Genomic DNA, 16,751 nt, shown 5'->3' on the forward strand with positions numbered 1-16,751 from the left:
CAAAGGAAATGGGGCGCGATGATGTGCGCCCCGTGATCTTGGCTCAGACGATGGGGGTTAGGCCAGGGTGGCTTGATAACCGGCTTCTTCTACTGCCTTAATCAGCGTTTGTGGCGCGATATCGCCAGTCACTTTGGCGCTATCAAGGGCGACTTCCACGGCGGTAACGCCAGGCACAGCCTCTAAAGCTTTACGTGTGCTGCCAACACAATGCATGCAGGTCAGCCCCTGCAATGCCAGTACGGTAATTTGTGACATGGTTCGATTCCTCTCAAGAACGGTGTTTAAAGGTTGACCGCTTTACCTGTTTTCACTAAGAATAAAGGATAAACCTTCCAGCAAGGGGAAGGTCAAGGAGTGAAAATGAATATCAGCGACGTAGCGAAAAAAACCGGTTTAACCAGCAAGGCCATTCGCTTTTATGAAGAGAAAGGGCTTGTGACTGCGCCGATCCGTACCGACAACGGCTATCGCAGCTACAGTCCGAAGCACATCGAAGAACTGACACTGCTGCGCCAGGCACGGCAGGTGGGATTTAATCTGGATGAATGTCGTGAGCTGGTGGCGCTGTTTAACGATCCGGCCCGTCACAGTGCCGATGTGAAAGCGCGTACGCTGCAAAAAGTGGCGGACATTGAAAAGCACATCGCCGAACTCGGTGAGATGCGCCAGCGTTTGGTGACGCTGGCGGATCAATGTCCGGGTGATGACGGAGCCGAATGTCCGATCATTAACAATCTGGCGGGCTGTTGCCATAACCATTAACGGGGAATGGCGCGGATCACCAGAGTTATGCCTTCAACGGCAATGACTTCTACCTCTGTGCCCATCGGCAGATCTTCACTGGCCTGTGCGCGCCAGCTGCTGTCGCCGATGTTAATGCGGCCCATACCGTTGTGCATGGGTTCGGTCAGCGTAGCGCGGGTGCCAATCAACTGACGATTGCGTTGGTTCAGCACCTGCGAACCGCTGGACGCTGCGGCCGGACGCTGGCGTAGCCAGTACCACCACAGGTAGGCCACCACCACGGTCAGTACGGCAAAAATCACCCCCTGCCACTCCCAGGCCAGCTGCGGCAGCAGCCAGACGATGGCGCCGACCACCACCGCCGATACGCCACTCCATAGCAGGTAGCCGCTGGCACCGAGCATTTCTGCTGCCAGCAGCAGCCCGCCGAGGGAAAGCCAAAACCAGTGTGGGTTTGCTGCAATTTGTTCGAGCATGATTACTTGCCTTTGTTGTCTTTCAACAGTTCGGTAATGCCACCAATGGAACCGAGCAGGCTGCTGGCGTCCAGCGGCATCATGATGACTTTACTGTTGTTGGCAGAGCCGATTTTTTGCAGCGCATCGGTGTACTTCTGCGCCACAAAGTAGTTCACCGCCTGGATATTACCGCTGGCGATAGCGTCAGAAACCAGTTGTGTGGCTCGCGCTTCCGCTTCAGCGGCACGTTCACGGGCTTCGGCCTGCAGGAACGCCGACTGACGTTCACCTTCCGCCTTGAGGATTTGTGACTGTTTGTCGCCTTCGGCACGCAGGATGGCGGCCTGACGCACACCTTCGGCTTCCAGAATATCTGCACGCTTGGTTCGCTCGGCCTTCATCTGGGCGTTCATTGCCGAGACTAACTCTGCCGGTGGGCGTACGTCACGGATCTCGATACGGGTGATTTTAATGCCCCACGGATTGGTGGCTTCGTCGACGATATGCAGCAGGCGGCTGTTGATGCTGTCACGCTGCGAGAGAATTTCGTCCAGCTCCATGGAGCCAAGCACGGTACGGAAGTTGGTCATGGTCAGGTTGACGATCGCCAGTTCCAGATTGCTGACCTCATAAGCTGCGCGTGCCGGATCGACGACCTGGATAAAACACACCGCATCGATGGCTACGTTGGCGTTGTCGCGCGAGATAATTTCCTGCGAGGGAATATCCAGCACCTGTTCCATCATATTAATTTTTCTGCCGATGCGGTCCATAAACGGCACCACCAGGTTAAGGCCGGGCATCAACGTTTTGGTGTAGCGGCCGAAGCGTTCCACCGTCCATTGGAAGCCCTGCGGAACAATTTTGACGCCGGCGAATACGATGATCAGCGCGACGACAATCACGATGGGAATAAGGGTAAACATGGCAAACCTCCTGTCAGACATATGTAAACAGATATTACGCCAGCTACAGGGCAAAGACTAATAAATCAGGGGCGTTGGGCCATTAACATTCCAAATTGGCATGTTTCCAATAATTTTAATTCATTTCATGACGTTGTCCGTCTTGGCTAGAGTAAAAAACATTGCCGCTTTTCACTTCGAATATTTGTCATTTTTATTTGCGACTATGCTTTTTGAAATGACATTTCTCCAAGGATTGTTATGGACTCAATCAGTGTTGATGAACTCGCCCCAAAAAAAGATCGTTGGTATCGCATTGTGGAGGAATTGCTGTCCGCTGCCGGTATTGCCATCAATGGCAACCGTGCCTGCGATATCAAGGTACGCAACCCGGCGTTGTTTAAACGCATTTTGCAGGAGGGTTCGCTGGGGTTCGGCGAAAGTTACATGGACGGCTGGTGGGACTGCGAGCGGTTGGACGCACTATTCACCCGCGTCTTGCAGGCCGGCGTTGATGAACGCTTGCCAAAAAACCTGAGCGACATTGCGCGCATCGCCTATACCCGGTTGTTCAATCTTCAGTCACGCAAACGCGCCTGGCAGGTGGGCAAAGAGCATTACGATATCGGCAACGATCTGTTCCGTGCAATGCTCGATCCCTATATGCAATATTCCTGCGGTTACTGGAAAGAGGCCGAAACGCTGGAGCAGGCTCAGTTGGCCAAGCTGAAAATGCTGTGCGAAAAGCTGCAGTTGAAACCGGGCATGTCGTTGCTGGATATCGGCTGTGGCTGGGGTGGGCTGGCGCAGTATGCGGCGGAAAACTACGGCGTAACAGTGCACGGTGTGACCATTTCGGCCGAGCAGCAAAAACTGGCGCAGGAGCGCTGTGCAGGTCTTGACGTCGAAATCCTTCTACAGGATTACCGTGACCTGAACCGCCAGTTTGATCGTATTGTTTCTGTTGGCATGTTTGAACACGTGGGGCCGAAAAACTACGACACTTACTTCCGTGTTGCAGCGCGTAATCTTAAGCCCGATGGTTTGTTCCTGCTGCACACCATTGGTGCCAACCAAACTAATCTTCACGTCGATGCCTGGATAAACAAGTATATCTTCCCCAATGGCTGTCTGCCTTCGGTGCGCCATATTGCCGAAGCCAGCGAAGGGCGCTTTGTGATGGAGGATTGGCACAATATCGGCGCCGATTACGATCGCACGCTGATGGCCTGGTATGAGAATTTCAAACAGGCGTGGCCGATGCTGTCTGAGGGCTATTCTGAACGTTTTGAACGTATGTTCACCTATTACCTGAACGCCTGTGCGGGGGCATTCCGCTCGCGTGATATTCAGTTATGGCAGGTGTTGTTCAGCCCGAAAGGTGTGGAAGGCGGTGTGCGGGTTTACCGCTAATATCCTCGTCATATTTCAAGCTGCCTCGGCGTTGGCTGCGTTTGCTCACCCCAGTCACTTACTTGAGTAAGCTCCTGGGGACTTACAAACTTGCCGCCTTGATGCAACTCGAACTATTTAGAGGATATTTCCTCAATTATTTACTTTGAGATAGAGACCCAATGGATTTCCAGTTGCATCTAGGCGGCAAACGCGAGAAACCCCAGGAGCTTAGATAACTAAGTGACTGGGGTTCGAACGTGAAGCCAACAACGATGCGGCTGGAAAGACGAAGGGTATATCAGTAGAGCAGAGAATACAGCTGGCGGCGGTATTTGGCGGCCAGTGCGTCGCCGGTGCCCAGTGCGGCCAGAATATCCATCAGTGTTTTACGCGCGCTGCCGTTGGCGGCGGCGAGATCTTTCTTCAGATGCCCGATCAACAGCTCCAGCGCTTCTTCATTGCGCCCAACCTGATGCAGTTGCAGCGCCAGTTGCACGGCTAAGTCGACGTTCTCCGGCTGCTGCTCCACTTGCTGTTGCAACAGCTGAATTTCCGGCGTGTCGGCAGCCTGTTTCAGCAGTTCAATCTGCGCCATCAGGCCCTGATAACGGGTATCTTTATCCTGCAACGGAATGGTCGCCAGCACGGCTTCGGCATCTTCGGTACGGTTCAACGCGATCTGGGTTTCTGCCAGTGTCAAACCGATATCACTGCGTTGCTGGCTGGCTTGCCAGGCGTCTTTCAACAGCGGCAGCGCTTCTGCCGCATTGCCTTCGGCCAACAGCTCGGTCGCCTGCGCCAGTTTCAGATCTTCTTCCTTTGGCAGGAAGCGCTGCAGGAATTCACGGATCATTTCTTCCGGCTGGGGGCCCTGGAAACCGTCTACCGGCTGACCATCTTTGAACAGATATACCGTCGGCAGCGAACGCAGGCCGAACTGAGCGGCGATGGCCTGTTCGGTGTCACAATCCACTTTTGCCAGCAGGAACTGACCGGCATATTCTGCCGCCAGCTTATCGAGAATCGGGGTGAGTTGCAGACAGTGTTGGCTGCGATCCGACCAGAAGTAGAACACCACCGGCATGGACATTGACTGTTCCAGCGTCTGGTGCAGGTTTGTTTCGTTAATATCAACAACAGCTTGAGCTAGCATGTAATTTTCTCTCTGATCTTGCGGAGCCATTGGCTTTTAGATGGGGGCTGGACGGCATTCTTCAACCCCGGACAGCCAAATTAACCGTTGCTGCGTAACACCCAGTCCAGACAGCGGCCGGGCAGAATGCGGCGTAAAACGCTTAGTGCGTGCGCCAGCAGGGTCACCGGATACCGCAGTTTGGCCCTTGGGCTTTCCAGCGCGTGGCGTAATTTGGGTAAAATCGCCTCCGGCGGCAGCGTCAAACGTTTGGCAATACCGGGGTTATGCACCGGTTTGTCGCTCTGCGCCTGATTGACGTTCTGGGTAAAGTGGGTGGAGATCGGACCGGGTTCTATCAGGCTGACCTGAATGCCGGTGCCGTGCAGCTCCATTCGCAGTGCGTCGGACCAGGCTTCCAGCGCAAACTTGCTGGCCGCATAGGCACCGCGTCCGGCGCTGGACACCAGCCCCATCACCGAACTGGTCTGAATAATACGCCCCTCGCCGTGCGGCAGCATCGCCGGCAACAGCAACTGGGTCAACTGGTGGGTGCCGAACAGGTTGGTGGCGAACTGCCGTTCCAACTGCTGGCGGGATATGCTGCTCAGCGGGCCGTACACACCAAAACCGCCGTTGTTGAACAGGCCATAAAGGCGGCCGTCGGTCAGTTCGAACACCTGTGCGGCGGCGCGTTCGACGCTGGCGCTGTCGTCCAGATCCAGCTCAATGCCTTCCAGCCCAAGTTGACGCATATTTTCAACGTCCTGCGGCTTGCGACAGGCGGCCAGCACCCGGTAGCCTCGGTTACGCAGATCCTGCGCGGCAATCAATCCAATCCCGCTGGAACAGCCGGTTATCAATACTGCTTTTTGCATAACTTTACCTAGTGTACAGCCCTATTTAGTTGGACTCGTGTTTTACTAACGGTTCCAGGCGTTCCGCCATCCAGGTGGCGATAAACGGTTGGGCATCCTTATTGGGATGCAATCCGTCATCCTGCATCCATTCCGCTTTCACCACCACCTGTTCCATATAGAACGGCAGCAGTGGAATGTCGAATTGTTTGGCAAGCTGCGGGTAAATCGCGCTGAAGGCCTCGGTATAGCGGCGGCCATAGTTGGGCGGAATACGGATTTGCATCAGCAGAGGCTGCGCGCCGGCTTGTTGCACCAGCGTGATGATTTGGCTGAGGTCGCGTTGCAGATCCTGCGCCGGGAAACCGCGCAGACCATCGTTGGCACCCAGTTCAATCAGTACCCAGCGTGGCTTATGTTGTTTCAGCAGCTCGGGCAGGCGTGCCAGCCCCTGAGCGGTGGTGTCGCCGCTGATGCTGGCGTTGACCAACTGCGGTTCACCCGGTTTTTTCTGCCATTGGTCGGCCAACAGCGTCGGCCAGGCTTGCGCCACCGGCAGGCGGTAACCGGCGCTTAAACTGTCGCCTAATATCAATAAGGTATCGGCGGCGACAGCGCGTAAACTGAATAATCCCAACAGCAAAAGGAAGGGAAGATGCCAGCGGAAAACGTTCTTGAAGTTCATCATCTTAGTAAACACGTTGGTCAGGGTGAGCATCAGCTCTCCATCCTTACCGGAGTCGAGCTGGTTGTCAAACCCGCACAGACAATTGCTCTGATTGGCGAATCCGGTTCGGGCAAATCAACGCTGCTGGGGATCCTCGCCGGGCTGGACGACGGTAGTGAAGGGGAGGTGTATTTGTTGGGCGAGTCACTGACCGCGCTGGATGAAGAAGGCCGTGCCGCGCTACGCGCCAAAAATGTCGGCTTTGTTTTTCAATCCTTTATGCTGGTGCCGACGCTCAATGCGCTGGAAAACGTCCAGTTACCGGCGTTGCTGCGTGGCGAAAGCGATCGCCAGAGCCGTGATCAGGCGGTGCAACTGCTGGAGCAACTTGGGCTGGGCCAGCGCCTTGACCACTTGCCGGCACAGCTTTCCGGCGGTGAGCAACAGCGCGTAGCGCTGGCACGGGCGTTCAGTGGCCGACCGCGGGTGCTGTTTGCCGATGAACCCACCGGCAACCTCGATCGCCAGACCGGCGAACGCATCGCCGATCTCCTGTTTTCCCTCAACCGCGATTTCTCCACCACGTTAATCCTGGTCACCCATGACGAAACCCTGGCGGCTCGCTGCCAGCGTCGGCTGCGCCTGCGCGAAGGCCAGCTGTGGGAGGAAGCATGATCTGGCGCTGGTTTTGGCGTGAGTGGCGTTCGCCGTCACTGCTGATTGTTTGGCTGGCGCTGACGCTGTCGATGGCCTGCGTATTGGCATTGGGCAGTATCAGCGATCGCATGGACAAAGGCCTGAGCCAGCAGAGCCGCGATTTTATTGCCGGCGATCGGGTACTGCGCAGCGCCCGGCCGGTACCGGAAGGCTGGCTGCTGGACGCGCAGCAACAGGGGCTGAAAGTCAGCCGACAGTTGTCGTTCAGCACCATGACCTATGCTGGCGATCGGCCCCAGTTGGCGGATGTGAAGGCCACCGACCTGGCCTATCCGCTGTACGGCAAGCTGGAGACCCGCCCGGCCAACGTCAAACTGGAACCGGGGAGCGTGCTGGTGGCGCCGCGTCTATTGGCGTTGCTGAATGTGAAAGTGGGAGACTCGCTGGACGTGGGTGATACCAGCCTGCGCATAGCCGGTGAAATTATTCAGGAACCGGATTCCGGTTTTAACCCGTTCCAGACGGCACCGCGCATCATGATCAATCTGGCGGACGTGGACAAAACTGGGGCGGTGCAACCGGGCAGCCGTCTGACCTACCGTTATATGTTTGCCGGTGCCCCGGAGGGCATTCAGCGTTACGAAACGCGCCTGACGCCGCAACTCCAGCCCGACCAGCGTTGGTTTGGCTTGCAGGAGTCCGGTAGTGCGCTGAGTAAATCGCTGCAACGATCGCAACAGTTCCTGTTGCTGTCGGCGTTGCTAACCTTGCTGCTGTCGATTGCCGCCGTGGCGGTGGCGATGAGCCACTACTGCCGCAGCCGTTATGACTTGATCGCAGTGCTGAAAACGTTGGGTGCCGGCCGCAGCGCCTTGCGCAAGCTGATTGTCGGCCAGTGGTTGGCGGTGATCCTGCTGGCGGCAGCGTGTGGCGGCATTATCGGCCTGGGTTTTGAAGCGGTGCTGATCCGCCTGCTGGCACCTGTGCTGCCGGCGGAGCTGCCTGCCGCCGGGGCCTGGCCATGGCTGTGGGCGGTCGGCGCGTTGCTGATGATTTCGCTGCTGGTGGGGCTGCGGCCGTACCGGCAATTGCTGGCAACCCAACCGCTGCGGGTGTTGCGCCGCGACGTGGTGGCTAACGTCTGGCCGCTGCGTTATTTCCTGCCGGTGACGGCGGTGATAGTGGTGGCGCTGCTGACCGCATTAATGGGGGCCAGCACGCTGCTGTGGTCGATCCTTGCCGGTATTGTGGTGCTGGCGCTGCTGTTGGGCGCTATCGGCTGGGGCAGCTTGTTATTGCTGCGGCGCATTACGCTGAAGAACCTGGCACTGCGACTGGCGGTTAACCGTCTGCTGCATCAACCCTGGGTCACGGTCAGCCAACTGGCGGCTTTCTCGCTGTCGTTTATGCTGCTGGCGTTATTGCTGGTGCTGCGTGGTGATCTGCTTGAGCGTTGGCAGCAACAACTGCCGCCGGACAGCCCGAACTACTTCCTGCTGAATATGACTGAGGCGCAGGTGCCACAGGTGAAAACCTTCCTGCAACAGCATCAAATTAAACCGGAGACCTACTATCCGATTGTCCGCGTGCGCCTGACCGAGATTAATCAGCAGGTGGCGACCGAGCGGGTGCATGAGGACGATCCGGGCGGCGAGGCGGTGAATCGTGAGCTGAACCTGACCTGGCTGGCCGATCTTCCTGCGCACAATCCACTGGTGGCCGGCAGTTGGCCGCCGAAAGCCGGTGAGGTGTCGATGGATCAGGGCATTGCCGGACGACTCAAAATCAAACTGGGCGATACGCTGACCTTCAGCGGTGATACCCAGTCGTTCAGCGCCAGGGTTACCAGCCTGCGCCAGGTGGATTGGGAAAGTCTGAAACCGAACTTCTATTTCATCTTCCCGCCGGGTGCGCTGGACGGCCAGCCGCAAACCTGGCTCACCAGTTTCCGTTACGACGGCGACGGGCAGATGCTGACCCAGCTTAATCGCCAGTTCCCGACGCTCAGCCTGCTGGATATCGGATCGATCCTTAAACAGGTGGGCGGCGTGCTGCAGCAGGTGAGCCGCGCACTGGAAGTGATGGTGGTGCTGGTGGTGATCTGCGGCGGCCTGTTGCTGATGGCGCAGGTGCAGGTGGGGATGCGTCAGCGGCGTCAGGAACTGGTGGTGTATCGCACGCTCGGCGCTGGCAAACGCTTGTTACGCAGCACGCTGTGGTGTGAGTTTGCTCTACTGGGGATGGTGGCAGGCATTGCCGCCACGGTGGGCGCTGAAGCGGCACTGTGGTTGTTGCAAAGCCAGGTGTTTGACTTCCCATGGGCACCAACACCGGTGCTGTGGTGGGCGCTGCCGCTACTCAGTGCGTTGCTGTTGTCGCTGTGCGGTGGTTGGCTGGGTGTGCGCTTGCTGCGCGGGCAGGCGCTGTTCCGCAGTTACGACGGTTAATTCTCGCTGAATATCGAGCTGGCCCAGGTGAGCGGGCCAGCCGAACAACGATCGATATCCCTCTATATCTCCTTATCTCCTTCGCTATCCCTCCAACTGCAGGCCTTTAATCCACTGCATTCGGCCGATTATGGTGTGAAATCGGTTACAATTAGTGGTTGCCTTATTAAAGGGGATACCTTGCGATATGGTAAAAATATGTTGCGGTATCTTCATTTCAAAACAGTAAATACGATTATTATCTTTCTTAATCAAGGATATTTTACGGTTTTATGGTGGTTAGGCGTTTATTATGCTTAAGATAAATTTGTGTAATCGCTTCCACTAATGTGATCGCACTCACTTACCTCTGACGGATTGCCTCCTATCATAATGGCAACTTAAGAACGTTATCGATTGGAGGCAGTATGAGTACTACCGTCAAAGTGTCGGCGGCTGAGAAAAGCCAAAGCAATGCAGGCATGACTTTCTTTGTCTGTTTTTTGGCCGCCCTGGCCGGGCTGCTGTTTGGTCTGGATATCGGCGTTATTGCGGGGGCTCTGCCGTTTATCACCGATTCGTTTCATATGACCAGTTCCCAGCAGGAGTGGGTGGTTAGCTCAATGATGTTTGGCGCTGCGGTTGGTGCCGTGGGCAGTGGTTGGATGAACTTCCGTATCGGGCGTAAATACAGCCTGATGATTGGTGCCGTGCTGTTCGTGCTGGGCTCCTTGTGCTCAGCGGCAGCGCCTAACGTAGAAGTTTTGTTGGTGTCCCGCATCCTGCTCGGGCTGGCGGTGGGTGTCGCCTCCTATACGGCGCCCATTTACCTGTCTGAAATCGCGCCGGAAAAAATTCGCGGCAGCATGATTTCCATGTACCAGCTGATGATTACCATCGGCATCCTGGCGGCTTATCTGTCTGATACCGCGTTCAGTTACACCGGTGCCTGGCGCTGGATGCTGGGGGTGATCACCATTCCAGCCGTGTTGCTGCTGGTCGGGGTGTTCTTCCTGCCGGATAGCCCACGCTGGCTGGCTTCACGTAACCGCCATGAGCAGGCGCGTCAGGTGTTGGAGAAGCTACGCGACAGCAGTGCCCAGGCGCAGCATGAACTGAATGAAATTCGTGAGAGCCTCAAGCTGAAACAGAGCGGCTGGTCGCTGTTTAAAGACAATAAAAACTTCCGCCGTGCCGTTTTTCTTGGCGTGCTGCTGCAGGTGATGCAACAGTTCACCGGTATGAACGTCATTATGTATTACGCGCCGAAGATTTTTGGGCTGGCGGGTTTTGCCAGTACCGCACAGCAGATGTGGGGTACGGTGATCGTTGGCCTGGTCAACGTGCTGGCCACCTTTATCGCCATCGGGCTGGTTGACCGCTGGGGCCGAAAACCGACGCTGACGCTGGGCTTTATCGTCATGGCGGTGGGTATGGGAGCCCTGGGGACGATGATGCATGTGGGGATGAATTCTCCGGCCGAGCAATACTTCGCCGTTATCATGCTGCTGATGTTTATCGTCGGTTTTGCCATGAGCGCCGGCCCACTGATTTGGGTGCTGTGTTCTGAGATCCAACCGCTGAAAGGCCGTGACTTTGGTATCACTTGTTCCACCGCCACCAACTGGATCGCCAACATGATCGTCGGGGCGACCTTCCTGACCATGCTCAATTCGCTGGGCAGCGCCTCTACCTTCTGGGTCTACGCGGCGCTTAACCTGGTGTTTATCTTCATCACGCTGGCGTTGATCCCGGAAACGAAAAATATCTCTCTGGAACATATCGAACGCAATCTGATGGCCGGCAAGCCATTACGCAACATCGGTACGCGCTAGTCGGCTGGCTGCGCGCATGAAACAGGCTTATGCCTCGGGCGCTGGCGCCTGAGGCTGATGAAAGGGGAGCATGATGGCGATTTTAGTGACCGGCGGTGCCGGATACATAGGTTCACATACGATATTGGCGCTGCTGGAGCGCGGTGAAGAGGTGGTAGTGGTAGATAATTTGGTCAACGCTTCCGAAGAGTCCTTGCTCCGTGCAGAGCAACTGACCGGTAAAGCGGCGGTGTTCTACCAAGGGGATGTGCGAGACGCGGCGTGCCTGAACCGGATATTCGGCGAGCACAAGATCGCTTCGGTGATCCATTTCGCTGGCCTGAAAGCGGTGGGAGAATCCACCCGCAAGCCGCTGGAGTACTATCAGAACAACGTAGCGGGCACGCTGGTATTGCTGGAGGCCATGCGCGACGCTGGGGTCCATCAGTTTATCTTCAGCTCTTCGGCGACGGTGTACGGTGAAGAGACGCCGGTGCCTTACCGAGAGGACATGCCGATCGGCGGCACGACCAACCCTTACGGCACCTCCAAGTGGATGGTGGAGCAGATCCTGCAGGATTTCGCTAAGGCGGAACCGGTCTTTTCCATTGTCTCTCTGCGCTACTTCAACCCGGTGGGCGCCCATGAGTCTGGATTGATGGGAGAAGACCCCAGCGGCATCCCGAATAACCTGTTGCCTTATATTGCTCAGGTGGCCGTCGGTAAGCGGGATCACCTGAGCGTATTCGGCGGCGATTATCCCACCAAAGACGGAACCGGCGTGCGCGATTATATTCACGTGATGGATCTGGCGCAGGGCCACCTGGCGGCGATGGATCATCTGAAGCGGATCGTCGGTTTTAAAGCTTATAACCTGGGTTCCGGTGTAGGGCATTCGGTGCTGGAGATGGTGCATGCGTTTGAAAAGGCCGCTGGCGTTGCCGTGCCTTACCAGATCTTACCGCGCCGTGCCGGGGATTTACCCGCTTTTTGGGCGGATGTCAGTTTGGCTAAGCAGGAACTGGGCTGGGAAGTGCAGCGTGGGATCGATGAGATGATGCGCGATACCTGGAACTGGCAAAGCAAAAATCCGCAGGGTTATCGGCGCTAAGGTTCCCTGAGCAACAGAAGAGGGTTCAGTTCACTGGTGAACTGAACCCTCTGTTTTAGTGCGGCGTAAACCCTCAGAGTAGTTTTTGTTACGCCCATATCCGGCCGCTTTAGTATTTGGTCTTCAGAGAGTGTTCTGCCCTGACGAGAATTCATCGATCGCGAAGAAGTTTGAAATACGGGCAGACACCTGGCTGACGTAATGGATTTTTTTCCTGCATCCCTTTTTATGAATTATTATTTTTTATTAATATTTTTTTATTTTTGGTTTTTTGATGGTTTGCCACTTTTTCATAATACCTGCTACCTTTATTAAATAAAATTAACGCAACGGGTAAATCATTATGAGTAACACTCAGTCTAGCTATGCTCGCGTAATTGGTTCCCCTCCCTCAGAACCGGAACGTCTAAAGTTTCTTGCGCAATCAATCGACCCATATAGTTATAAAATCCTTGAAAAAATACCCGTTAATAAAAATTGGCGTTGTCTGGATATAGGTATCGGCTCAGGGAGTTTTGCTGAGGAGTTATCCAGGCGTTGTCCCGATGGGGAGGTTATAGGAACGGACTTAGATCTGACAAATCTGTCGGAGGGATATTCATTTCGCGCGATAGAACATAACGTCATTACGGATGCCTTTGAGCCGGAAAGTTTCGACTTAATTCATGCCCGATGGTTATTGTGCCATCTCAATGAGCGCGAAAAAATATTGTCCAAGATAGTTTCTTGGCTAAAACCCAATGGATGGATATTTATTGAAGAAGCCCATCCTTTTCCCATAGAGTCTTCTCAAAACCATCAGTACCGGCAGGCTGCTATGGGGGTTTGGGAGGTTGTCGCCAACTCCATCGGGACCAGCGCTGACTGGGGGCGTTCTCTTCCCGCGCCGTTGACTGCTCTGGGGATACGGAATGTCCGTATCGATCTTTGCGCCCCCACGGTTGGCGAAACGGCGATGGGAAGATTTATGGCCGCGACTATTCGCCTTTTTGCTAAAGACATCTCTGCAATTAAAAATAACAGCCTCAATGAAATAGAAGCAATCGCAAGACGTGTCGAGTCGGCAGGATTTTATGATTTTGGTTATGCCAATATTTCGGCGTGGGGCCAACGGTAATCTTTTCCCAATTATCATTGCCCATGAAGATTAATGTAATTGCATTGTATTTTTAGAGGGGAAATTAACTGTATTCGGACGAAATTTTATCACGTGAATGGTGAACTGATAAGTAGACTTGCCGCCGATTTACCCGCATATTTATCTTAATATAACAGCAATAGGTATAGCACCATAGAAAAAGGGTTCAGTTATCGGTGAACTGAACCCTTTATTTTTGCGTGGAGTAAACCTTTAAGCCAGCTTTTGCCGTGCCCAGGCCAAGCCGCTTTGGTATTCGGCCGGTAGCAGAGGTGCCAGTGCCTGCAACGCCTGTTGCAGCGCGGCGGCGCTCGGATCGTTCAGGTTGAGATGACCGACCTTGCGGCCTTCGCGCACCTCTTTCTCATACCAGTGCAAATGCACCAACGGCAGCGCCAGCCACTGTTGATTCACGGCGGTGCCGATCAGGTTGACCATCACCGACGGCGTGCTCACCACCGGTTTTGGCAGCGGCAGGGCGAGAATAGCGCGCAGGTGCAGTTCGAACTGGTTGATGGAGGCGCCGTTTTGCGTCCAGTGGCCGCTGTTGTGCACCCGGGGCGCCAGCTCGTTAATCAGCAGGCTGTCGCCAACGATAAAACACTCCATCGCCATGACGCCGACGTAGTTCAACTCGTCGAGGATCGCCGCCAGCATCTGTTCAGCCTGCCGTTGCAGGGCAGGGTCAGGCTGCGGCAGCGCCACGCTGGTGCGCAGAATGCCTTCTTCATGCAGGTTATGGGTCAGCGGGTAGAACACCGAGTGGCCGTCATGCCCGCGTGCGCCGATCAGCGACACCTCACCGGAGAAGTTTATCCCTTGCTCGACGATACATTCGCCATAGGCATCGGCTGGCAATTCGGCTTCTTGCCCTGGGCGCAAGCGCCACTGGCCGCGGCCGTCGTAACCGCCAACGCGACGTTTGACGATCGCCAGTTCACCCAGGGTAGCGAACACCCGTGGCCATTCGGCGGCGTCAGCCAGCAGTTGCCACGGCGCGGTGGCCAGGCCAAGCTGGTCGAGCAACTGTTTTTGCGTCAGGCGGTCCGCCAGACGAGGGAAAATATCACGGTTAACGAAGCTGTTATGGGTTGCCAGTTCGCGCGTCAGCGCGGTTTCCGGCCAGCGTTCTATTTCGGCGGTGATCACGCTGTTCTGGTAGGGCACGGCTTCCGGTTCGGCGTCGAGGCCCACCGGATACACGGCGATGCCCAGCGGTTCACCGGCCTGGCGCAGCATGCGCCCTAACTGACCGTTGCCCAGTACGCAAACCGGCTTCATGCTTCCTCCCGCGGATCCGGGTGGTTCAACACCTCGTCAGTTTGTGCCTGACGCCAATCGGCCAGGCGTTGCGCCAGCGCGGCATCGTGCAGTGCCAGAATTTGCGCCGCCAGCAGGGCAGCGTTGGCTGCGCCGGCTTTGCCGATGGCCAGCGTACCCACTGGAATACCGCGCGGCATTTGTACGATCGAATACAGACTGTCTACACCGCTCAGGGCGGCGCTTTGCACCGGAACACCCAGCACCGGAACCAGCGTTTTTGCTGCCAGCATGCCCGGCAGGTGCGCAGCACCGCCAGCACCGGCAATGATCACGTCAAAGCCATTGTCAGTTGCCTGCTCGGCAAAGCTGAACAGCTTGTCTGGCGTGCGATGAGCGGAAACGACTTCGACATGGAACGGGACATCGAGCGAGGTCAGGACTTCGGCGGCAAACTGCATAGTGGCCCAGTCACTTTTCGATCCCATTACAATTGCGATTTTAACCCCAGCGTGGGTGGCTGAAGCGGCGTTGGCTCCCATGGGTGTAAGGCTCCTGTATTGTACAAACGACGGCCGGTTGCCTGCGGCGGGAGGCCGAATGAGGGCACAGAGCATACCATGAGCGCACGGCGAGGAAAACGGTTGCGTCGCCGGTTTTCATTGCCAAAAGCGTGAATTTTTTTACCTGTGCGACAAGTCAGGAACTTAGAACGGGAATTGGATCAGCTCGACGGCGTCGGCACTGACTTTTATCATTGAGCCTTCAACGTGCCAGGCTCCCAGCACTACACGGTGGGCCTTGCCGTTGCTCAGTGCCAATTCATGTACCGCCGGACGATGAGTGTGGCCGTGGATTATCCAATGAACCTGGTGGCGTAGCATTGCCTGTTCAACCGCCTGTGGGTTGACGTCCATAATGGAGTCCGACTTGTACTGGTTACTCTGCTGGCTGCGGGTACGCATTTTGGCTGCGATCTTAAGACGCCAGCGCAACGGCATGGCCAAAAACAGTTTTTGGATCAGCGGATTGTGTACCTTACGGCGAAACTGTTGGTAGGCCTGATCGTCGGTACACAGTGTGTCGCCATGCAGGATCAGGATTTTTCGCCCATATAGCTCCAGCACTTTCTCTTCCGGTAGCAGTTGCATACCGCTGGCACGGGCAAAGCGTTTACCGACCAGAAAATCGCGGTTGCCGTGGATAAAGTAGCAGGGTACGCCAGCCTGTTGCAGCGCCTTCAGCGCCGCGGCGATTTCGCCGTGCAGCGGCTCGGGATCGTCATCGCCGATCCAGGCTTCAAACAGGTCGCCAAGAATGTACAGGGCGTCGGCGTGAATGGCATCTTGCCGCAAAAAGCGCAGAAAACCGGCAGTGATTGCCGGTTCCTGTGCGCTTAAATGCAGATCTGCGATGAACAGCGTGTTCATGCAGCCGCGATTACTCGCTGACGGTAACGCTAGTGACGATCACGTCTTCTACCGGTACGTCCTGGTGCATGCCACTACGGCCGGTTTTCACCGCTTTGATCTTGTTAACCACGTCCATGCCTTCAACCACTTCAGCAAATACGCAGTAGCCCCAGCCCTGCGCGTTTTCGCCGCGGAAATTCAGGAAGTCGTTGTCTGCCACGTTGATGAAGAACTGTGCGGTCGCAGAGTGTGGATCGTTGGTGCGAGCCATTGCCAGGGTACCGATGGTGTTTTTCAGACCGTTGTTGGCTTCATTCTTGATAGTCGCTTTGGTGTCTTTCTGGGTCATGCCAGGCTCAAAACCGCCGCCCTGAACCATAAAGCCATTGATAACACGGTGGAAAATGGTGTTATTGTAGAAACCTTCACGGCAGTAGTTCAGGAAGTTTTCAACGGTAACCGGCGCTTTGTCAGCAAAGGTGTTGATAACGATATCGCCGTGATTAGTGTGGAAAGTAACCATAGTTTTAGTCCTAACAAGATGAATTGAGATGTCACAAGGATCGAGTGAACAATCAGACCGCCGTTATAACATATCTCCTTTAATCAGTCAGCAGCGGGTAAACCGCACGCTGGCTGTGGTAAAATGAAAATTGTTATATTATAACATTTGTGGCGATCGCTGATTTCTCACCGTTTTCCACCTCTCAGCTTAGCAAAGCGCGGCCTTAACCTTGCATTAGATCAGGCTTCGGGTTTCAATACGCTGCTG

The 16,751-nt window shown here is 55.5% G+C and carries 16 protein-coding genes and 1 pseudogene; 7 read left to right on the forward strand and 10 right to left on the reverse strand.

Annotation, left to right across the window (positions count from 1 at the left end; genetic code table 11):
* Positions 1–60 precede the first annotated feature (60 nt).
* Positions 61–258 (reverse strand): annotated as a pseudogene (locus tag ACUTSU_RS04705) (cation transporter); the annotation flags it as partial.
* A gap of 105 nt (positions 259–363) precedes the next feature.
* On the opposite strand from ACUTSU_RS04705, the gene cueR reads away from it, so the two are divergent.
* Positions 364–765, forward strand: coding sequence for a Cu(I)-responsive transcriptional regulator (gene cueR / locus ACUTSU_RS04710; protein WP_445649757.1), 402 nt, complete (start codon positions 364–366; stop codon positions 763–765).
* On the opposite strand, the gene ACUTSU_RS04715 is transcribed toward cueR, so the two are convergent.
* Both ACUTSU_RS04715 and ACUTSU_RS04720 read right to left on the reverse strand, forming a co-directional pair.
* Entirely contained in the window at positions 762–1,223 is a 462-nt protein-coding gene (locus tag ACUTSU_RS04715; RefSeq protein WP_445649758.1) for an NfeD family protein, read from the reverse strand. The two genes, cueR and ACUTSU_RS04715, sit on opposite strands and share 4 nt — an antisense overlap.
* A gap of 2 nt (positions 1,224–1,225) precedes the next feature.
* Positions 1,226–2,131: an SPFH domain-containing protein gene (locus ACUTSU_RS04720; protein WP_445649759.1), complete on the reverse strand. Its 906-nt coding sequence runs from the start codon at positions 2,129–2,131 to the stop codon at positions 1,226–1,228.
* Between the two features lie 240 nt (positions 2,132–2,371).
* Here ACUTSU_RS04720 and cfa point away from each other — a divergent pair, with 240 nt between their 5' ends.
* Positions 2,372–3,523: a cyclopropane fatty acyl phospholipid synthase gene (gene cfa / locus ACUTSU_RS04725; RefSeq protein ID WP_445649760.1), complete on the forward strand. Its 1,152-nt coding sequence runs from the start codon at positions 2,372–2,374 to the stop codon at positions 3,521–3,523.
* A gap of 280 nt (positions 3,524–3,803) precedes the next feature.
* Here the strand turns inward: cfa and ACUTSU_RS04730 are convergent, their stop codons facing one another.
* The 3 genes from ACUTSU_RS04730 to tesA form a co-directional block, all read right to left on the reverse strand.
* On the reverse strand, positions 3,804–4,658 hold the full coding sequence (locus ACUTSU_RS04730) for a co-chaperone YbbN (protein WP_409327254.1): 855 nt from the start codon (positions 4,656–4,658) through the stop codon (positions 3,804–3,806).
* Between the two features lie 80 nt (positions 4,659–4,738).
* Positions 4,739–5,515, reverse strand: coding sequence for an SDR family oxidoreductase (locus tag ACUTSU_RS04735; RefSeq protein ID WP_445649761.1), 777 nt, complete (start codon positions 5,513–5,515; stop codon positions 4,739–4,741).
* Positions 5,516–5,540: 25 nt separating this feature from the next.
* The gene (gene tesA / locus ACUTSU_RS04740; protein WP_445653928.1) at positions 5,541–6,179 is read right to left on the reverse strand and encodes a multifunctional acyl-CoA thioesterase I/protease I/lysophospholipase L1; all 639 of its coding nucleotides are present in this window, start codon (positions 6,177–6,179) and stop codon (positions 5,541–5,543) included.
* On the opposite strand from tesA, the gene ybbA reads away from it, so the two are divergent.
* The 5 genes from ybbA (at position 6,150) to ACUTSU_RS04765 (ending at position 13,286) form a co-directional block, all read left to right on the forward strand.
* Entirely contained in the window at positions 6,150–6,836 is a 687-nt protein-coding gene (gene ybbA, locus ACUTSU_RS04745; protein ID WP_445649762.1) for a putative ABC transporter ATP-binding protein YbbA, read from the forward strand. The genes tesA and ybbA overlap by 30 nt on opposite strands.
* Positions 6,833–9,265: a putative ABC transporter permease subunit YbbP gene (gene ybbP / locus ACUTSU_RS04750; protein WP_445653824.1), complete on the forward strand. Its 2,433-nt coding sequence runs from the start codon at positions 6,833–6,835 to the stop codon at positions 9,263–9,265. Before ybbA ends, ybbP begins: the two co-directional genes overlap by 4 nt.
* Before the next feature lie 407 nt (positions 9,266–9,672).
* On the forward strand, positions 9,673–11,079 hold the full coding sequence (locus ACUTSU_RS04755) for a sugar porter family MFS transporter (protein WP_445649764.1): 1,407 nt from the start codon (positions 9,673–9,675) through the stop codon (positions 11,077–11,079).
* A gap of 73 nt (positions 11,080–11,152) precedes the next feature.
* Positions 11,153–12,169: a UDP-glucose 4-epimerase GalE gene (gene galE, locus ACUTSU_RS04760; RefSeq protein WP_445650238.1), complete on the forward strand. Its 1,017-nt coding sequence runs from the start codon at positions 11,153–11,155 to the stop codon at positions 12,167–12,169.
* 343 nt (positions 12,170–12,512) lie between these two features.
* Complete coding sequence (locus ACUTSU_RS04765) at positions 12,513–13,286, forward strand: class I SAM-dependent methyltransferase (protein ID WP_445653825.1); 774 nt, start codon at positions 12,513–12,515, stop codon at positions 13,284–13,286.
* Between the two features lie 234 nt (positions 13,287–13,520).
* Here the strand turns inward: ACUTSU_RS04765 and purK are convergent, their stop codons facing one another.
* From purK to ppiB, 4 genes are all read right to left on the reverse strand, one after another.
* Positions 13,521–14,588 carry a 5-(carboxyamino)imidazole ribonucleotide synthase gene (purK, locus tag ACUTSU_RS04770; protein WP_445653826.1) on the reverse strand — a complete coding sequence of 356 codons (1,068 nt, stop codon included), beginning with the start codon at positions 14,586–14,588 and terminating at the stop codon, positions 13,521–13,523.
* The gene (gene purE, locus ACUTSU_RS04775) at positions 14,585–15,109 is read right to left on the reverse strand and encodes a 5-(carboxyamino)imidazole ribonucleotide mutase (protein WP_017891880.1); all 525 of its coding nucleotides are present in this window, start codon (positions 15,107–15,109) and stop codon (positions 14,585–14,587) included. The genes purK and purE overlap by 4 nt, the downstream gene beginning before the upstream one ends.
* A 165-nt stretch (positions 15,110–15,274) precedes the next feature.
* Positions 15,275–15,997 carry a UDP-2,3-diacylglucosamine diphosphatase gene (locus ACUTSU_RS04780; protein WP_445649767.1) on the reverse strand — a complete coding sequence of 241 codons (723 nt, stop codon included), beginning with the start codon at positions 15,995–15,997 and terminating at the stop codon, positions 15,275–15,277.
* A gap of 10 nt (positions 15,998–16,007) precedes the next feature.
* On the reverse strand, positions 16,008–16,502 hold the full coding sequence (gene ppiB, locus ACUTSU_RS04785) for a peptidylprolyl isomerase B (protein WP_012005604.1): 495 nt from the start codon (positions 16,500–16,502) through the stop codon (positions 16,008–16,010).
* Positions 16,503–16,751: the final 249 nt, after the last annotated feature.

The organism is Serratia sp. NA_13, assembly GCF_052691735.1.

Coding starts and splice junctions, on each gene's coding strand:
- cueR (WP_445649757.1), top strand. CDS start 364: ATGAATATCAGCGACGTAGCGAAAAAAACCGGTTTAACCAGCAAGGCC.
- ACUTSU_RS04715 (WP_445649758.1), bottom strand. CDS start 1,223: ATGCTCGAACAAATTGCAGCAAACCCACACTGGTTTTGGCTTTCCCTC.
- ACUTSU_RS04720 (WP_445649759.1), bottom strand. CDS start 2,131: ATGTTTACCCTTATTCCCATCGTGATTGTCGTCGCGCTGATCATCGTA.
- cfa (WP_445649760.1), top strand. CDS start 2,372: ATGGACTCAATCAGTGTTGATGAACTCGCCCCAAAAAAAGATCGTTGG.
- ACUTSU_RS04730 (WP_409327254.1), bottom strand. CDS start 4,658: ATGCTAGCTCAAGCTGTTGTTGATATTAACGAAACAAACCTGCACCAG.
- ACUTSU_RS04735 (WP_445649761.1), bottom strand. CDS start 5,515: ATGCAAAAAGCAGTATTGATAACCGGCTGTTCCAGCGGGATTGGATTG.
- ybbA (WP_445649762.1), top strand. CDS start 6,150: ATGCCAGCGGAAAACGTTCTTGAAGTTCATCATCTTAGTAAACACGTT.
- tesA (WP_445653928.1), bottom strand. CDS start 6,179: ATGAACTTCAAGAACGTTTTCCGCTGGCATCTTCCCTTCCTTTTGCTG.
- ybbP (WP_445653824.1), top strand. CDS start 6,833: ATGATCTGGCGCTGGTTTTGGCGTGAGTGGCGTTCGCCGTCACTGCTG.
- ACUTSU_RS04755 (WP_445649764.1), top strand. CDS start 9,673: ATGAGTACTACCGTCAAAGTGTCGGCGGCTGAGAAAAGCCAAAGCAAT.
- galE (WP_445650238.1), top strand. CDS start 11,153: ATGGCGATTTTAGTGACCGGCGGTGCCGGATACATAGGTTCACATACG.
- ACUTSU_RS04765 (WP_445653825.1), top strand. CDS start 12,513: ATGAGTAACACTCAGTCTAGCTATGCTCGCGTAATTGGTTCCCCTCCC.
- purK (WP_445653826.1), bottom strand. CDS start 14,588: ATGAAGCCGGTTTGCGTACTGGGCAACGGTCAGTTAGGGCGCATGCTG.
- purE (WP_017891880.1), bottom strand. CDS start 15,109: ATGGGAGCCAACGCCGCTTCAGCCACCCACGCTGGGGTTAAAATCGCA.
- ACUTSU_RS04780 (WP_445649767.1), bottom strand. CDS start 15,997: ATGAACACGCTGTTCATCGCAGATCTGCATTTAAGCGCACAGGAACCG.
- ppiB (WP_012005604.1), bottom strand. CDS start 16,502: ATGGTTACTTTCCACACTAATCACGGCGATATCGTTATCAACACCTTT.